Annotated in this window: 12 protein-coding genes; 6 read left to right on the top strand and 6 right to left on the bottom strand. The window is 65.6% G+C overall.

The window, feature by feature from the left end:
* Nucleotides 1-79: 79 nt before the first annotated feature.
* Together BKX93_RS05130 and BKX93_RS05135 are read right to left on the bottom strand one after the other, a co-directional pair.
* Nucleotides 80-907: a hypothetical protein gene (locus BKX93_RS05130; RefSeq protein ID WP_070979005.1), complete on the bottom strand. Its 828-nt coding sequence runs from the start codon at nucleotides 905-907 to the stop codon at nucleotides 80-82.
* A gap of 88 nt (nucleotides 908-995) precedes the next feature.
* Nucleotides 996-2039, bottom strand: coding sequence for an EAL domain-containing protein (locus BKX93_RS05135; RefSeq protein WP_052717482.1), 1044 nt, complete (start codon nucleotides 2037-2039; stop codon nucleotides 996-998).
* A gap of 427 nt (nucleotides 2040-2466) precedes the next feature.
* Here BKX93_RS05135 and BKX93_RS05140 point away from each other — a divergent pair, with 427 nt between their 5' ends.
* Nucleotides 2467-3786, top strand: a complete 1320-nt coding sequence (locus BKX93_RS05140) for a DEAD/DEAH box helicase (protein WP_046167514.1) — start codon at nucleotides 2467-2469, stop codon at nucleotides 3784-3786.
* A gap of 62 nt (nucleotides 3787-3848) precedes the next feature.
* On the opposite strand, the gene BKX93_RS05145 is transcribed toward BKX93_RS05140, so the two are convergent.
* The 3 genes from BKX93_RS05145 to BKX93_RS05155 all read right to left on the bottom strand — a co-directional run bounded on the left by BKX93_RS05145 (nucleotide 3849) and on the right by BKX93_RS05155 (nucleotide 7519).
* Entirely contained in the window at nucleotides 3849-4457 is a 609-nt protein-coding gene (locus tag BKX93_RS05145) for a hypothetical protein (RefSeq protein WP_046156614.1), read from the bottom strand.
* A gap of 139 nt (nucleotides 4458-4596) precedes the next feature.
* Nucleotides 4597-6279, bottom strand: coding sequence for a glycoside hydrolase family 9 protein (locus BKX93_RS05150; protein ID WP_244887243.1), 1683 nt, complete (start codon nucleotides 6277-6279; stop codon nucleotides 4597-4599).
* Between the two features lie 28 nt (nucleotides 6280-6307).
* A complete protein-coding gene (locus BKX93_RS05155) occupies nucleotides 6308-7519 on the bottom strand; it encodes an ROK family transcriptional regulator (RefSeq protein ID WP_070979007.1) in 1212 nt (403 codons plus the stop codon).
* Between the two features lie 156 nt (nucleotides 7520-7675).
* On the opposite strand from BKX93_RS05155, the gene BKX93_RS05160 reads away from it, so the two are divergent.
* The 5 genes from BKX93_RS05160 (at nucleotide 7676) to BKX93_RS25480 (ending at nucleotide 12117) form a co-directional block, all read left to right on the top strand.
* Nucleotides 7676-8557 carry a glucosamine kinase nucleotide-binding domain-containing protein gene (locus BKX93_RS05160; RefSeq protein WP_070979009.1) on the top strand — a complete coding sequence of 294 codons (882 nt, stop codon included), beginning with the start codon at nucleotides 7676-7678 and terminating at the stop codon, nucleotides 8555-8557.
* Nucleotides 8558-8567: 10 nt separating this feature from the next.
* The gene (locus BKX93_RS05165) at nucleotides 8568-9824 is read left to right on the top strand and encodes an ABC transporter substrate-binding protein (protein WP_070979010.1); all 1257 of its coding nucleotides are present in this window, start codon (nucleotides 8568-8570) and stop codon (nucleotides 9822-9824) included.
* Nucleotides 9825-9903: 79 nt separating this feature from the next.
* Nucleotides 9904-10773 (top strand): carbohydrate ABC transporter permease, encoded by an 870-nt coding sequence (locus tag BKX93_RS05170; protein WP_070979012.1) that lies wholly within the window; start codon nucleotides 9904-9906, stop codon nucleotides 10771-10773.
* Between the two features lie 7 nt (nucleotides 10774-10780).
* Entirely contained in the window at nucleotides 10781-11626 is an 846-nt protein-coding gene (locus tag BKX93_RS05175) for a carbohydrate ABC transporter permease (protein ID WP_070979014.1), read from the top strand.
* Complete coding sequence (locus tag BKX93_RS25480; protein ID WP_222103290.1) at nucleotides 11623-12117, top strand: hypothetical protein; 495 nt, start codon at nucleotides 11623-11625, stop codon at nucleotides 12115-12117. Before BKX93_RS05175 ends, BKX93_RS25480 begins: the two co-directional genes overlap by 4 nt.
* 43 nt (nucleotides 12118-12160) lie before the next feature.
* On the opposite strand, the gene BKX93_RS05185 is transcribed toward BKX93_RS25480, so the two are convergent.
* Nucleotides 12161-12454: a hypothetical protein gene (locus BKX93_RS05185; protein ID WP_145929276.1), complete on the bottom strand. Its 294-nt coding sequence runs from the start codon at nucleotides 12452-12454 to the stop codon at nucleotides 12161-12163.
* Nucleotides 12455-12572: the final 118 nt, after the last annotated feature.

Genomic DNA, 12572 nt, shown 5'->3' on the forward strand with positions numbered 1-12572 from the left:
AAAAACGCCCGGCTCAACCGGGCGTTTCATCTCCTCGGCAAGCGCTTTCGCGCCGCCGGGCAAGGCCTGCTCGCCAAGCTCAGCGCGGTGCCACCCATACCAGGCGCGAATGCGCCTTGTCCGCGCCGAAAGACTGGCGGCGCCAATAACCCTGGCTGGCATATTCGGTGCCATCGGCCAGCTCCGGCACCCGGCAGAAAGTCACCTCGCCGAAGCCGGACTTCAACAGCTGGCTGCGCGCCTTCCGCCGGGTTTTGACGCACGAAGGATGCGCGGCGTCCGCCACCCACTCCGCCGGCGCGGAAGCCTCCCAGCCCTTGGCCAGTTCCAGCTTGGGCTGAGTCATCATCGCCAGGCCGTTCAATACGGAAGACAGCAGCCCCTGCCAATCGGCGGCCACATTTTCCAGCTGCGGCGCCAACTCGCCCGGATACTCCACCCGCGCCAACTCAACTTGGTCCGCCGCTTGCAGCCAATTGACGCCATCCGGCGCGAAGCCCATCCGCACCATTGTCAGCAGCAAGGCGCGACGCTCCGGCTGATGCGCGATGAAGGCCCCGCCCTCGCCCGGCACATGCAGGAAGAAGGCTGCGGCGGGCAGATTCAGTGTATCGGGCAGGTTCGACGGCTGCCGGGTATGGGCCAAGGCGGCCGCCAACGCGCCATCCAGATGGGACACCACGCGCCCGTGGCGAGCGAAGTGTCCCCAGGCCTCGGCCAACGCCAATTCGCAGACGATGGTGGCCTGCGGAATCTCGAACACTTGCGCCGCGCGCTCCAACTCGCGCTTGATCACATCCTTCATCTGCGCCCGCGCCTCGGCGGCCTGGACCGTCTGGGCATACAGCTGCCCCACTCGCTTGGCCCAGGGCCGGGTGGCGGCGTAGCGTTGCACGGCGTATTCCATGCCACTGCTTCCTTCGAAATAAAAAGGGCCGCATTGTAGCAAACGCGGCCCCATGTCCCAACCCGTACCCCAAAGCCGCTCCAAGCCTCTAACGGCCGCCGCCCTTTCGCCGCGCCGGCGACCGGTCCTGAATGACCCCGGCGTACAGCCACTGCCGGAAGTGGTTCAGCGCCATCGGCTTGCCGAAATAGAACCCCTGCAGCAACTCGAATCCACTCGCTTTCAGATAGTTCCGCTGGCCCGCAGTCTCCACGCCCTTGACGATCACGCTCACGCCCAACTGGCGGGACGACGGCAACAGGCCGTCCAGCACATTGCCGCGCAGCGTGTCCTGCCCCAATGCGGAGGCAAAGCCTTTTTCCACCTTCAGATAATCAAAACCCCAGCGCCGCAGATAGTCCTTGTCGGCATAGCCGGAGCCGAAATCGTCCAGCGCCAGCTTCACGCCCTCCCGCTTGAGTCTTCGGATCACCTCGTGCGCGCCGGACGCCTCGCTCAATGGCGTCTGCTCCGAAATTTCCAGCACCAACGCCGCCTGCTTGGCCTGCAGCATCTCCCGCATTTCCCGGCAATCGTCGGCCAGCTCCGGCATCGCCAGATGCTCGCCGGCGATATTGACGCCGACGATGAAACCCGGCGGCAAGGCCACCTGGCGCAACTCGCCGGCCGCCCGCTTAAGCAGATAGCGGGTCAGCGGCACGATCAACCCCGCCTCGGTCGCCTCCCGGATGAACAGGTCGGCCCTCACATTGCCCTGCATCGGATGGCGCCAGCGCGCCAGCACTTCCGCGCCGACGCATTCTCCGCCCGCAGCGGTGACGATGGGCTGGTAATGGACGAAAAACTCCTGGTTGCGTATGCCTTCCAGTATTTCCCAGTCGCTGGCGCTGCGCACGCCCGCGCCGCGCCGCAGCCAGCCGGCGAACATCGCCCCGGCCAGCGCGGCCAGAACCCCCACCTCCGCGCCGAGCGCCCATCCGCGCCAGTCCGGCGGATCAAAGCCCGCCCGGCCCAGCCACCAAGGCAGGAACAGCGCCGGCAGCGCGCACGCCAGCACCGCCAGCGCATACACCGGCGCGGCGCCCGCCCCGGCCGCCCGCCGCGACAGCCACACCGCCAACTTCCGCCCCATCCGCATCCGCCCGCCCCCAGCCCGCTACCTTATAGTCCAGTGTAGCGAGCAGGGATGGCTTCGCCAGCCGCGCCCGCGCAGGGCGATCGCAGGCTATTTTTGCGGACAGTCCAAATCAAGACACAAACAATCAAATACTTATCCGGCCATTTTTCAGAAAACTGTTGCCTTGCCTCCGTAATTAATGTACAGTCCGGCCTCTTGTCATTTCACCGGGCAAACCCACACCACGCCTCTGCCCGAGTGTGTTTTCATCGTCCCTGACCCTTTACCAGGCTTCGTCCAAGCAATAATGTCGCTTTCGACTGGACCGCTGTTCGCCGCTTGCCAGGTTAGTGCCGATGATTTGCGGCCCAAAGGCGCCGTATAACCGCCACGAAATCTGGCTATAAGTGACGCCGGCATCATCCGGCCTGAAAGGATATACATGAACTTTTCCGATCTGGGCATCGCCCCGACCATCCTGCGCGCTCTGGAAGCTGCCGGCTACACCTCCCCGACCTCGGTTCAAGCCGAAGCCGTCCCGGCCGCCATCGCTGGCCGCGACCTGCTGGTTTCCGCTCAAACCGGTAGCGGCAAGACCGCCGCTTTCCTGCTGCCTGCGCTGACCAAGCTGTCGGAACGCTCCACCGGCAAGGGCCAAGGCCCGCGCGTTCTGGTGCTGACCCCGACCCGCGAACTGGCGCAGCAAGTTGAAAAGAACGCTCTGGAATATGGCAAGGACCTGCGCTGGATGAAGACCGCCTGCCTGGTGGGCGGCTCTTCCTTCGGCTTCCAGATTCGCGCCCTGTCCCGCCCGATCGATCTGATCGTGGCGACTCCGGGCCGCCTGATGGACCACATGCGCTCTGGCCGCATCGATTTTTCCCGTCTGGAAATGCTGGTGCTGGACGAAGCCGACCGCATGCTGGACATGGGTTTCATCGACGACATCGAAGCCATCGTCAAGGCTACGCCGGAGTCGCGTCAGACCGTGCTGTTCTCCGCCACGCTGGACGGCATCGTCGGCCGCATGGCTGAAAAGATGACCCGCGATCCGCAGCGCATCGAGATCGCCCGCACCGAAACCTCCGGCGGTACCATTGACGAGCACCTGCTGTACGCGGATGACCTGAACCACAAGCATCGCCTGCTGGATCACATCCTGAAGGAATCCGGCTTCGACCAGTGCGTGATCTTCTCCGCCACCAAGGCGTATACCGAAGAGCTGGCCGACAAGCTGTCGGATCAGGGCTACTCCGCCGCCTGCCTGCACGGCGACATGCCGCAAAGCTGGCGCAATCGCACCCTGAACGACCTGCGTCGCGGCCGCATCAAGGTATTGGTTGCCACTGACGTGGCCGCCCGCGGCATCGACGTGCCGACCATCACCCACGTGGTGAACTTCGACCTGCCGAAACAGGCCGAGGATTACGTGCACCGCATCGGCCGTACCGGCCGCGCCGGCCGCGACGGCACCGCCATCACTCTGGCGGAAGCGAAAGAGTCGCACAAAGTGCGCCGCATCGAGCAATACCTGAAGCGTTCCATTACCGAAGGCGTGATCGAAGGCATGGAGCCGACCCGTCGCCCGTCCAAGGGCGGCCCGCGTCGCAACGGCAAGCCGGGTGGCTACGGCGATCGTCGCGGCAATGGCGGCGGCAGCCGCGGCGGCTATCAGGGCAATCGCCGCGAAGGTGGTTACCAAGGCCAGCGCCGCGAAGGCGGCTACCAAGGCAACCGCGGTCCGCGCAGCAACGCGCAATAAGGCTGAGCTTGAAATGAAAAACGGCGGGAATCCCCGCCGTTTTTTTGCGTCCGCGCCGCGCCTTATTTCTTGGCCGCCGCAGGCTTGCACAACATGGCGCTCGGCGAATGGAAACTGCCGCTGGGCAGGCCGCGATTGTCGAACACGGTCCCGCCAAGAAGCAGGCCCTTGTTGGGATTCGTCACATTGGACGGCCAGGGAATGATGTAATTGATCTTGGAGATGCCGGAACTACCGGCGCTGCCTCCGGAGAACGACACGTCGCCCGCGAACTGGATCTGGGCGGTCCGGTAGCCGATGGGCCCCCACGGGCCGCCTTGCCTGACCTGTCCGGACACGATCATCACCTTGTCGCGCACTTCGATCGAAGTGATTCCGCCGCCGCTGCCTGCCGCGCCCGCCTCGTCGCCCCAGGATCCGCTGGCGGTGAAACCCACCAAGTCCATGTAGCCGGTCACTTTGTAGCCATTGACGTTGCCTGCGATCAACAGCCGGCTGGGCGACACCGCGCCGATGTAGTTGATGGTGGCGTTGGTGTTCAACTGGTTGAACCCCGGCCCGATGATCGCGAAGCGCGTATCGCAATCCTGATTCGAATCGGCCAGAACGGACGGACTGGCTCCTGCAAAAGCCGCGCCTGCCGCCAGGGCAAGCAGTATCTTGGACTTCATCACGGTTCCTTTCCTGTTGTCATCGCGGCGATTAGATGCCAATGGCCTCCTCGCCGCGTCGTCTATCGTGAAGCAAGCCAAGAAAAAATGACATTGATATCAAAAAACAAACAATAAAATTTGATTGATATCATGCCCCTTATTCCCCGCCTATCGCCTGCCGCCGCGCCAAAGCCAGCATCAGCCAGGCCCCATGGGGCAGCCACTGCTCGCTCCAGCGCCATGACTGGCTGATGTCGGTCTGCTCCGGCAAGAGGAAAGCGATGCCATCGCCCCTTCCCGGCTCGGCGGTGACGCCGTTGCAGACCCCGCCCGGCGCGTTGTGGTAGCCTGGCTCATAACGCGGATTGTTCCTCCCACGCCCCTGCCACATGCAAATATCGAATGGATTGCGGCCCAATACCCAGTCCACAGCGGCCTGGGCGTAGGCATCCAGGCTGTTGGCCAGTTCGGGCCAGCGCGCCGCGCCGCGCCAGGCGGCGGCGGCCAGCGAGCCCAGCCGCGCGTTCTCGCCCTGCCACCAATAGCCGCTGGCATTGCGCTGCGGCATGAAAAAACGCGCGCCTTCGATCTCGCCCGCCTGCCTCACCCATTGCCGCGGATAACCGAAAGGGTTGCCCGCCGCGCTGCGGGCCAACTCGCCTCGCAGTCCTAGCTTCCATCCCCGCTCCACGGCTTCGGCGCAAGGGCCGTCCGGCAAGGTTTCCAGGTAGCGCGCCAGCGCCATATAGGGCAGGCCTGCATCGGACGCGTGACAGAAACTGCGGGTTTGCCGGCGATCCAGCCAGAACCAGCCATCGCCATGCTGTCGGGCCAGCAAGCCGGCCGCGCGCTCCGCCGCCGCGTCGGCGTAACCGCTGTCGCCGCAGGCCGCGTACAGTTCGCAGGCGGCCAGCAGCGCGCAGTAGTCGTCGATCAGGTTTTCCTCGCCGTCCGGCAGATAATCGCGGCCATGCTCCCGCAGATGGGCGAAACCCTTCCGCGCGGCCGCCAGATATTCGGCCCGCTCGCTTTCGCCGTCTCGCGGCAGCGTCGACGCCGCCGCCAGCGCCGCCACCGCCATGCCGCCGCCCTGGCGCCAGCCCGCCTGGAAAGCCGAAGATCGCACGCCCTGCTGCGTGGAATAGGCGCACAGGCTGCGTCGGCCCTCGTCCTTGCTCCAGCCATCGAACAGGGTCTGGTAAAAGAAGCCCGACTCATGCTGCATCCGCAGCAGGAAATCGGCGCCATGCAGCGCCTCGTCCACCAGGCGCTCGTCGAACCATTTGCCCTGCTGCGGCAAGGCTTGCCGCGCCTGGATCAGGTTCCAGACCAGCAACGGCGTCTGTTGGGGGTTCAGATAATTGGCGTAGGACAGGTGGCTCAGGTACTTGGAGCAATCGCCGGAAGCGTCGAACCACCCGCCGTGCGCGTCGCGCCGCGCGTCGCCGCCCTCTTCCGGCGCCGCGCGGTCGGCCTGATCGTACAGGCCGCTGCAGCGCTGCGACTTGAAATAGAACACCAGATCCGACAACAGCGCCGGCCCGTACAGGCCATCCGCCACCTCGAACGGCGCCGACACCAGCGGCGGCGAGCTGCCTTCCAGCCACAGCTGGTAGCGCCCGGGCTTGGTCAATTCGTCGAGATCCGCGCGCCAATAATGATCGTCGCCCCAGCCGTTCACGCCGCCCTGCGCCCGCAAGGGCGCGCGCATCACCACCTTGCCGGCGGCATCCAGCACCGCCGCGCCATCCACCGCCGAGCCGGCCTCCGCCTGCAGCAATATCGGCTTGGCCGCCTTTCGCTCGAAACCCAGATGATTGAACAGAAACCGCATCGCCATCGTCGCCCTCCAGTCTGATTCCGCGCGCTCAGCGCCGCCCGCCCTTCAGCAACACCTCGTATTGCGGATTGAATTCGTCGAACACCAGCAAGGCCGCCGCCCCCAGCGCCACCACGTCGCGGCCGGCGCTGCCCTGCCGCACGCGCTCTCCGCTGCTACTGCGCACCGACAGCGGCAACGGATGCAGCCGCGCCATCAAGGCCTCTTGCCAGACTGGCGGCAGCAATCCGCCCAGCACCACCGCGTCGATGTCCAGCATGGATTCCAGAATGTTGATCGCCTGCCGCAGCGGCCCGGCCGCCGCGTCCAGCCAGCGCTCTCCGGCCGCGTCGATTCCCCGCGCGGCCAGATGCTCCGGCGTGGCGAGCGGGCCGCCGGCGATGCCCAGTTCCTCATACAGCGCCTGCAGCGATACGTAGCGCTCCAGGCAGCCGCGGTTGCCGCAATCGCAGGGCCGGCCGGCCGGCACCACCATCATGTGCCCCACTTCGCCGGCGTTGCGCCGGCCGCCGGTGTACAGCCGGCCATCCAGAAACAGTCCGGCGCCCAGCCCGGCGCCGATGAACAGGTAAACGAAATTGCGCAGCTCGCTGGCCATGCCGTACAGCCGCTCGCCTATCGCCGCCGCGGTGGCGTCCTTTTCCAGCAGCACCGGCAGGCCCAGCGTCCGCTCCAGCGCCGCCGCGTCCACACCCTCCCAGCCCGGCAGCGTGGTCGGCCCCACCGAGGTCATTCCCTCCACGCCGAACGGCCCCGGCATCACCAGGCCCAAGCCCAGCAATCGCCCCCAGTCCAGACCGGACTCCCGCCTCAGCCGCTGCAGCAGATCCGAGATCAACGGCAATGCTTCGTCCGGCGACGGATGCCTCACCGGCGCCTCCAGCCTGGCCCGCACCCGGCCCGACAAATCCAGCGCCAAGGCCACCAGCATCTGGTGATCCAGCTGCATCCCCACCGCGTAGGCGCCGTCCGGATTGAGGGTAAGCGGAATGGCGGGCTGTCCGCGCGCGCCCTCGCGCAAAGGCTGGCCTGCCAGCAGCATGCCGGCGTCCAGCAGCTCGGCGGCGATATTGGACACCGTCTGCGGCGTCAGCGCGGTCAATCTGGCCAGATCCGCCCGGGTCAATTGGCCGTTCAGGCGCACGGTTTCCAGCACCGCGCGGCGGTTATGCGAGCGGGCGTATTCGAGATTGGTGCCCGACACCGTGCGCGGCTCGGCGGCTGATGATGTTTTTTTCATGAAACGGAAGTATGACGGCGACGCACCGGCCAAACAAGCCATTGTCATTGAGCGGCACTTAAATAAATCAAGTTGACGAAATAAAATTCGAATGCTTTACTGATGAAAATTCAAATGTCATCATTCGAACGAGGCGGGCCGCAAGCCCGGCAAGCGATGAATCCAAGCATCCGATACCTGATAGGCGTGGATGGCGGCGGCACCGGCACCCGCATCCGCCTGAACGCGTCAGACGGCTCTCCGCTGGCCCAGTCGGAAGGCTGCGCCTCGGCGCTGTCATTGGGCATCGGCAAGGCTTGGCAAGCCGTGCGCGCCACGCTGAACGACGCTTTCGAGCAGGCCGGCCTCCCCGTGCCGCCCGTCCATGAGTGCGCGCTGGGCCTGGGCCTGTCAGGCGTTCACAACAAGCAGTGGGCGAGCGAATTCAAGGCCCTGGCGCCGGACTTCGCCGAGCTCCGCCTGGCCACCGACGGCTACACCACTCTGCTGGGAGCGCACGGCGGCCAACCCGGCATCATCGTCGCGCTGGGCACCGGCAGCATAGGCGAAGCGCTGTATTCCGACGGCAGCCACCGCGAGGTGGGCGGCTGGGGCTATCCCAGCGGCGACGAAGCCAGCGGGGCCTGGCTGGGCCAGCGCGCCGCCCAACTCACCCAGATGGCGCTGGACGGCCGCCGCAGCCACAGTCCGCTGACGCGCGCGGTGCTGGAATTCGTCGGCGGCGACTGGCAAGCGATGATGAACTGGAACGGCCGCGCCACGCCGTCCCAGTTCGCCCGGCTGGCGCCGCTGGCGCTGAGCGCCGCCCGCGTCGATCCTGAAGCCGACGCGCTGCTGCGCCAGGCCGGCGAGGACGCCTGGGCCATCGCCCGCGCGCTGGACCCGCGGGACGAACTGCCGGTGGCCTTGTGCGGCGGACTGGGCCAGGCGCTGCGCGACTGGCTGCCGCCGGGCTTCCGCCAGCGCCTCGTCGCGCCGCGCGGCGACTCCGCCCAAGGCGCCTTGCTGCTGCTGCAACGCTCGAACCCGCAACAATAAGGAGAAGACGATGAAACCGTTCCGCCCCGCCCTGGCCGCATTCGCGCTGCTAGCCTGCAGCCTGTCCGCCCATGCCGAAAAAGTCCGGCTGGAATTCTGGACCGACTCGCTGAAGCCCACCTTCGACGGCTACTTCGCCAGCGTCAAGAAAACCTACGAGGCGCAGCATCCCGACGTGGAAGTGCAATGGGTGGACGTGTTCAACGACAACTTCGAAACCAAGCTCAACGCCGCCATCGCCGCCGGCCGACCGCCGGCGCTGGTCAACCACGACGTGCCCCGGCTGTTCAAATACGCGCAAAAAGGCACGTTGATTCCGCTGGACACGGCGCTGGGCGCGGACAAGGCGGCCTATCTGCCCAACGCGCTGGCCGATCTCAGCTTCGGCGGCAAGCTGTACGGCCTGCCGTGGTACAACAACATCAATGTGCTGGTGATCAACGGCGAACTGTTCAAGAAAGCCGGCCTGGACCCGAAACGGTCGATCTCCAGCCTGGACGACGAACTGCGCCTGGCCAAGATCATCAAGGCCAAGACCGGTGTGCCCGGCCTGCTGCCCCAGCTGGGCCAGATAGACGGCATCATGCTGGGCCAGGGCCTGCCGCTGATCCAGAACGGCAAAGCCGTGTTCAACAGCCCCGCCCACGTCGCGCTGATCCGCAAGCTGGCCGACGCCTACAAGGCCGGCGCGCTGGCCAGGGACAATCTGTTCGCCGACGACAACTACCAGGCCAGCATCAAGCTGTACAACAGCGGCCGGCTGGCGATGATGGAAACCGCGCCTACCTCCGCCCAGCGCACCCAAAGCGACGCGCGCAACATCTACGCCGCCACCGTGGTGCAGCCGGCGCCGCAGGGGCCGACCAAGATCGCCCAGGGCGGCTATCTGTTCAGCTGGTCCGTATCCAAGGGCCTGCCGGCGCGGACGCAGCAGGAAGCGGTCAAGTTCGCCAGGTTTCTGACCGGCGACGCCCAGCAGCTGGCCTTCGCCAAGGTGACCGGCGCCACCTTCCCATCCACCCGCCGGGCGCTGGCCGACAGCTATTTCGTCAAGACCTCGGCCGGCGGCGGCGCGGTAGAAAGCTCGCGCATCGAGGGCGCCAAGGTGGCGCTCAACATCCGCACCCTGGTGCTGACCGGCGTGCCCAATGTCGGCGATCTGAAAAAGAATCTGGTCGACAACGTGGAAGCCGCGGTCACCGGCAAGAAGGACGCGCAGAAGGCGCTGGACGACGCCGTCGCCTTCTGGAACCGCCAGCTGAAATAAACCGCTTCCCTCCTCAGCCCCTCGCCGCGTCTTCCGGCAGGGGCGCTTTTTCTTTCGAAGGCCAAGCCGGACCGCAAGCATGACCCCGACTTCCACCCGCAACGCCTGGCTGTTCCTGTCCCCCGCCCTGCTGCTGCTGGGCGTGTTCACTTTTTGGCCGCTGCTGTTCGGCAGCTATGTCGCCTTCACCCGCTACGATCTGGTCTCACCGCCACAATGGGTGGGCCTGGACAACTTCCGCTACCTGCTGGACGACCCGGTGTTCATCCAGGCGCTGGGCAACTCGCTGCGCTACCTGCTGGTGGTGCCGGCCATCCAGCTGGCCGGCATCGCGCTGGCGGTGCTGGTGAACCGGGCGCTGCCCGGCATCAAGTGGTTCCGCGCAGCCTTTTACCTGCCGGTGATCACCACAGTGTCGGTGGTGGGCATCATGTGGAACTGGATGTACGCCGACTACGGCGTGCTCAACGGCGCGCTGCACTGGCTGGGATGGGTAAAGCAGGAACATGATGTCGGTTTTCTCAGCGACGAGGACCTGGCGCTGTATTCGGTGATGTTCGTCACTTTCTGGCGCGGCATCGGCTATTACATGGTGCTGTATCTCGCCGGCTTGCAGGCGATTCCGGCCGAGATGCAGGAGGCCGCGCGGCTGGACGGCGCCAATGCCTGGCAACGCTTCTGGCGCATCACCCTGCCCATGCTCAGGCCCACCATCCTGTTCTGCAGCCTGATCTCCACGCTGGACGCGATCAAGGCTTTCGAGGAGGTGCTGGTGATGACGCGCGGCGCGCCGATGAACTCTACCTACACCGCGCTCTACTACGCCTTCCATCAAGGCTTCAACCAGTTGGATTTCGGCCGAGGCAGCGCCGCCGGCCTGGTGCTGACCCTGGTCTGCCTGCTGCTGGCCTGGCTGAATTTCAAGCTGATCCGCGCCGATCACCGCTGAGGACGACATGACTGCCATCGCCCTGAACCGCGCCGCGCCTCGCAAGCTGCTGCGCCGCCTGCCCGACTACCTGCTGCTGCTCGCGCTGTCCTTCGCCTGCGTCTATCCCTTTCTGTGGACGCTGGGCATCGCCGTCGGCGACGGCGAGCAGGTGTTCGACTTCCCGCCGCCGCTGTGGCCTCAGGGCGCCGGCTGGCGACACTTCGCCGCGGTGTGGGACGCCATCCCGCTGGGGCGCTTTTTCTGGAATTCGCTGTGGATTTCCGGCCTGACCACGCTGGGCACGCTGGCGGTGTCGGCGCTGGCGGCGTTTCCGCTGGCCAAGTTGCGCTTCCGCGGCCGGCAGGCGGTGTTCTACGCCATCATCGCTACCCTGCTCTTGCCCAGCGAGATCAACTTCATCAGCAACTACGTCACCATCAGCCGGCTGGGCCTGGACGACACCCGCCTGGGCGTGGTGCTGCCGTCCATCGCAGGCGCTTTCGGCATCTACCTGATGAAGCACGCGTTCGAGGAGATTCCGGACGAGATCGTCGACGCCGCGCGAATGGACGGCGCCAGCGACTGGCAGGTGTTCCGCCGCATCTGCCTGCCGCTGTCCTTGCCCTACCTCGCCACGCTGGGCATCTTCACGCTGGTGTGGTCGTGGAACGTCTACGTCTGGCCCAGCGTGGTGCTGAAAACGCCGGACCTGTATCCGCTGTCGGTCGGCGTGCTCTATCTGAAGGGCGCATTCGCCACCTCCACCCGGATGGTCGCCGCCGGCGCGGTGCTGACCATCCTGCCGGTGCTGGCGGTGTTCGCGCTGTGCCAGCGTTACTTCATGCGGGGCATGGACGGGGCGGTGAAATGAAAAACACAGGCTGCGGTTCCGGCGCAGCCGCGCCGCTGCACGACATGGGTCCAGCCAGCCCGTATCATGGCGATTCATCTTTCTCTCAGGAACCCAGCGTGCGCAATATTGCAATGCGGGAGCTTCTCTCCGCCCTTCTGCTCGCCCTTTCCACCGGCGCCGCGGCCGCGCCGCCGGCCCGGAATCTGCCGGAACCGGCCATCACGGTCCGTTTCGACTATTACCCGCAAGACCTCGCCAGAATCCGCGCCCTGGAGCGTAAACTGGCCAGCGCGATCAAACGCGCCAGGGCCGGCGAATTGGGTGAAACCGAGCTGCACCTGGACGGCAATGACGGCTTTTTGTACCTGTACGGCCCCGATCCGGACCGGCTATATGCGGCGGCGGGCCCCATCCTGAAACCATCCAGGCTGATGGCCCATGCCGAAGTGACAAAACAATACGCCGCCAGCTCAAAGACCTTTCCGCTGGGCAAAGACAATTCGGATTAAATCCGCCAGCCACGGGATAAGCGCAGCCTAGACATGGGCTGGCTTAGAGATCCATCCATTTCCTGAAAGACCTCAACGCGCAGACCAGCGCCACGATGCCGGGCATCGCCACGCACAGGAAAACGGGAGCGCCCGCCGCGCGCATCAGGAAGCCGGCCAGTACCGCAGCCAAACCGTAGATGGGGAGAATCAGCCACTCCCATAGCGCGAGGTTGGCTGCATCCTCCGCCATCGGACGCGGCGGATGGCCTCTTCCCCGCCGGATCACGCGTATCAGGTAAAGATCCAGGACAAAGTCCAGCACGCCAAGCAGCATCCTGCCGATGAACTCCAGCATCGGCGCCTCCATGATTCGATACGCGATGGTCCGAGTCTAGCATTGCCGGATGAAGACAGTGCCCGAACAACCGCGCGCCGCGAACGAGTCTTATTGTCAGACATCGCCGCCGTCATTT

Origin of the sequence: Chromobacterium vaccinii, assembly GCF_001855275.1 — a bacterium.
GTDB lineage: Bacteria > Pseudomonadota > Gammaproteobacteria > Burkholderiales > Chromobacteriaceae > Chromobacterium > Chromobacterium vaccinii.

Coding starts and splice junctions, on each gene's coding strand:
- BKX93_RS05130 (WP_070979005.1), bottom strand. CDS start 907: ATGGAATACGCCGTGCAACGCTACGCCGCCACCCGGCCCTGGGCCAAG.
- BKX93_RS05135 (WP_052717482.1), bottom strand. CDS start 2,039: ATGGGGCGGAAGTTGGCGGTGTGGCTGTCGCGGCGGGCGGCCGGGGCG.
- BKX93_RS05140 (WP_046167514.1), top strand. CDS start 2,467: ATGAACTTTTCCGATCTGGGCATCGCCCCGACCATCCTGCGCGCTCTG.
- BKX93_RS05145 (WP_046156614.1), bottom strand. CDS start 4,457: ATGAAGTCCAAGATACTGCTTGCCCTGGCGGCAGGCGCGGCTTTTGCA.
- BKX93_RS05150 (WP_244887243.1), bottom strand. CDS start 6,279: ATGGCGATGCGGTTTCTGTTCAATCATCTGGGTTTCGAGCGAAAGGCG.
- BKX93_RS05155 (WP_070979007.1), bottom strand. CDS start 7,519: ATGAAAAAAACATCATCAGCCGCCGAGCCGCGCACGGTGTCGGGCACC.
- BKX93_RS05160 (WP_070979009.1), top strand. CDS start 7,676: ATGAATCCAAGCATCCGATACCTGATAGGCGTGGATGGCGGCGGCACC.
- BKX93_RS05165 (WP_070979010.1), top strand. CDS start 8,568: ATGAAACCGTTCCGCCCCGCCCTGGCCGCATTCGCGCTGCTAGCCTGC.
- BKX93_RS05170 (WP_070979012.1), top strand. CDS start 9,904: ATGACCCCGACTTCCACCCGCAACGCCTGGCTGTTCCTGTCCCCCGCC.
- BKX93_RS05175 (WP_070979014.1), top strand. CDS start 10,781: ATGACTGCCATCGCCCTGAACCGCGCCGCGCCTCGCAAGCTGCTGCGC.
- BKX93_RS25480 (WP_222103290.1), top strand. CDS start 11,623: ATGAAAAACACAGGCTGCGGTTCCGGCGCAGCCGCGCCGCTGCACGAC.
- BKX93_RS05185 (WP_145929276.1), bottom strand. CDS start 12,454: ATGCTGGAGTTCATCGGCAGGATGCTGCTTGGCGTGCTGGACTTTGTC.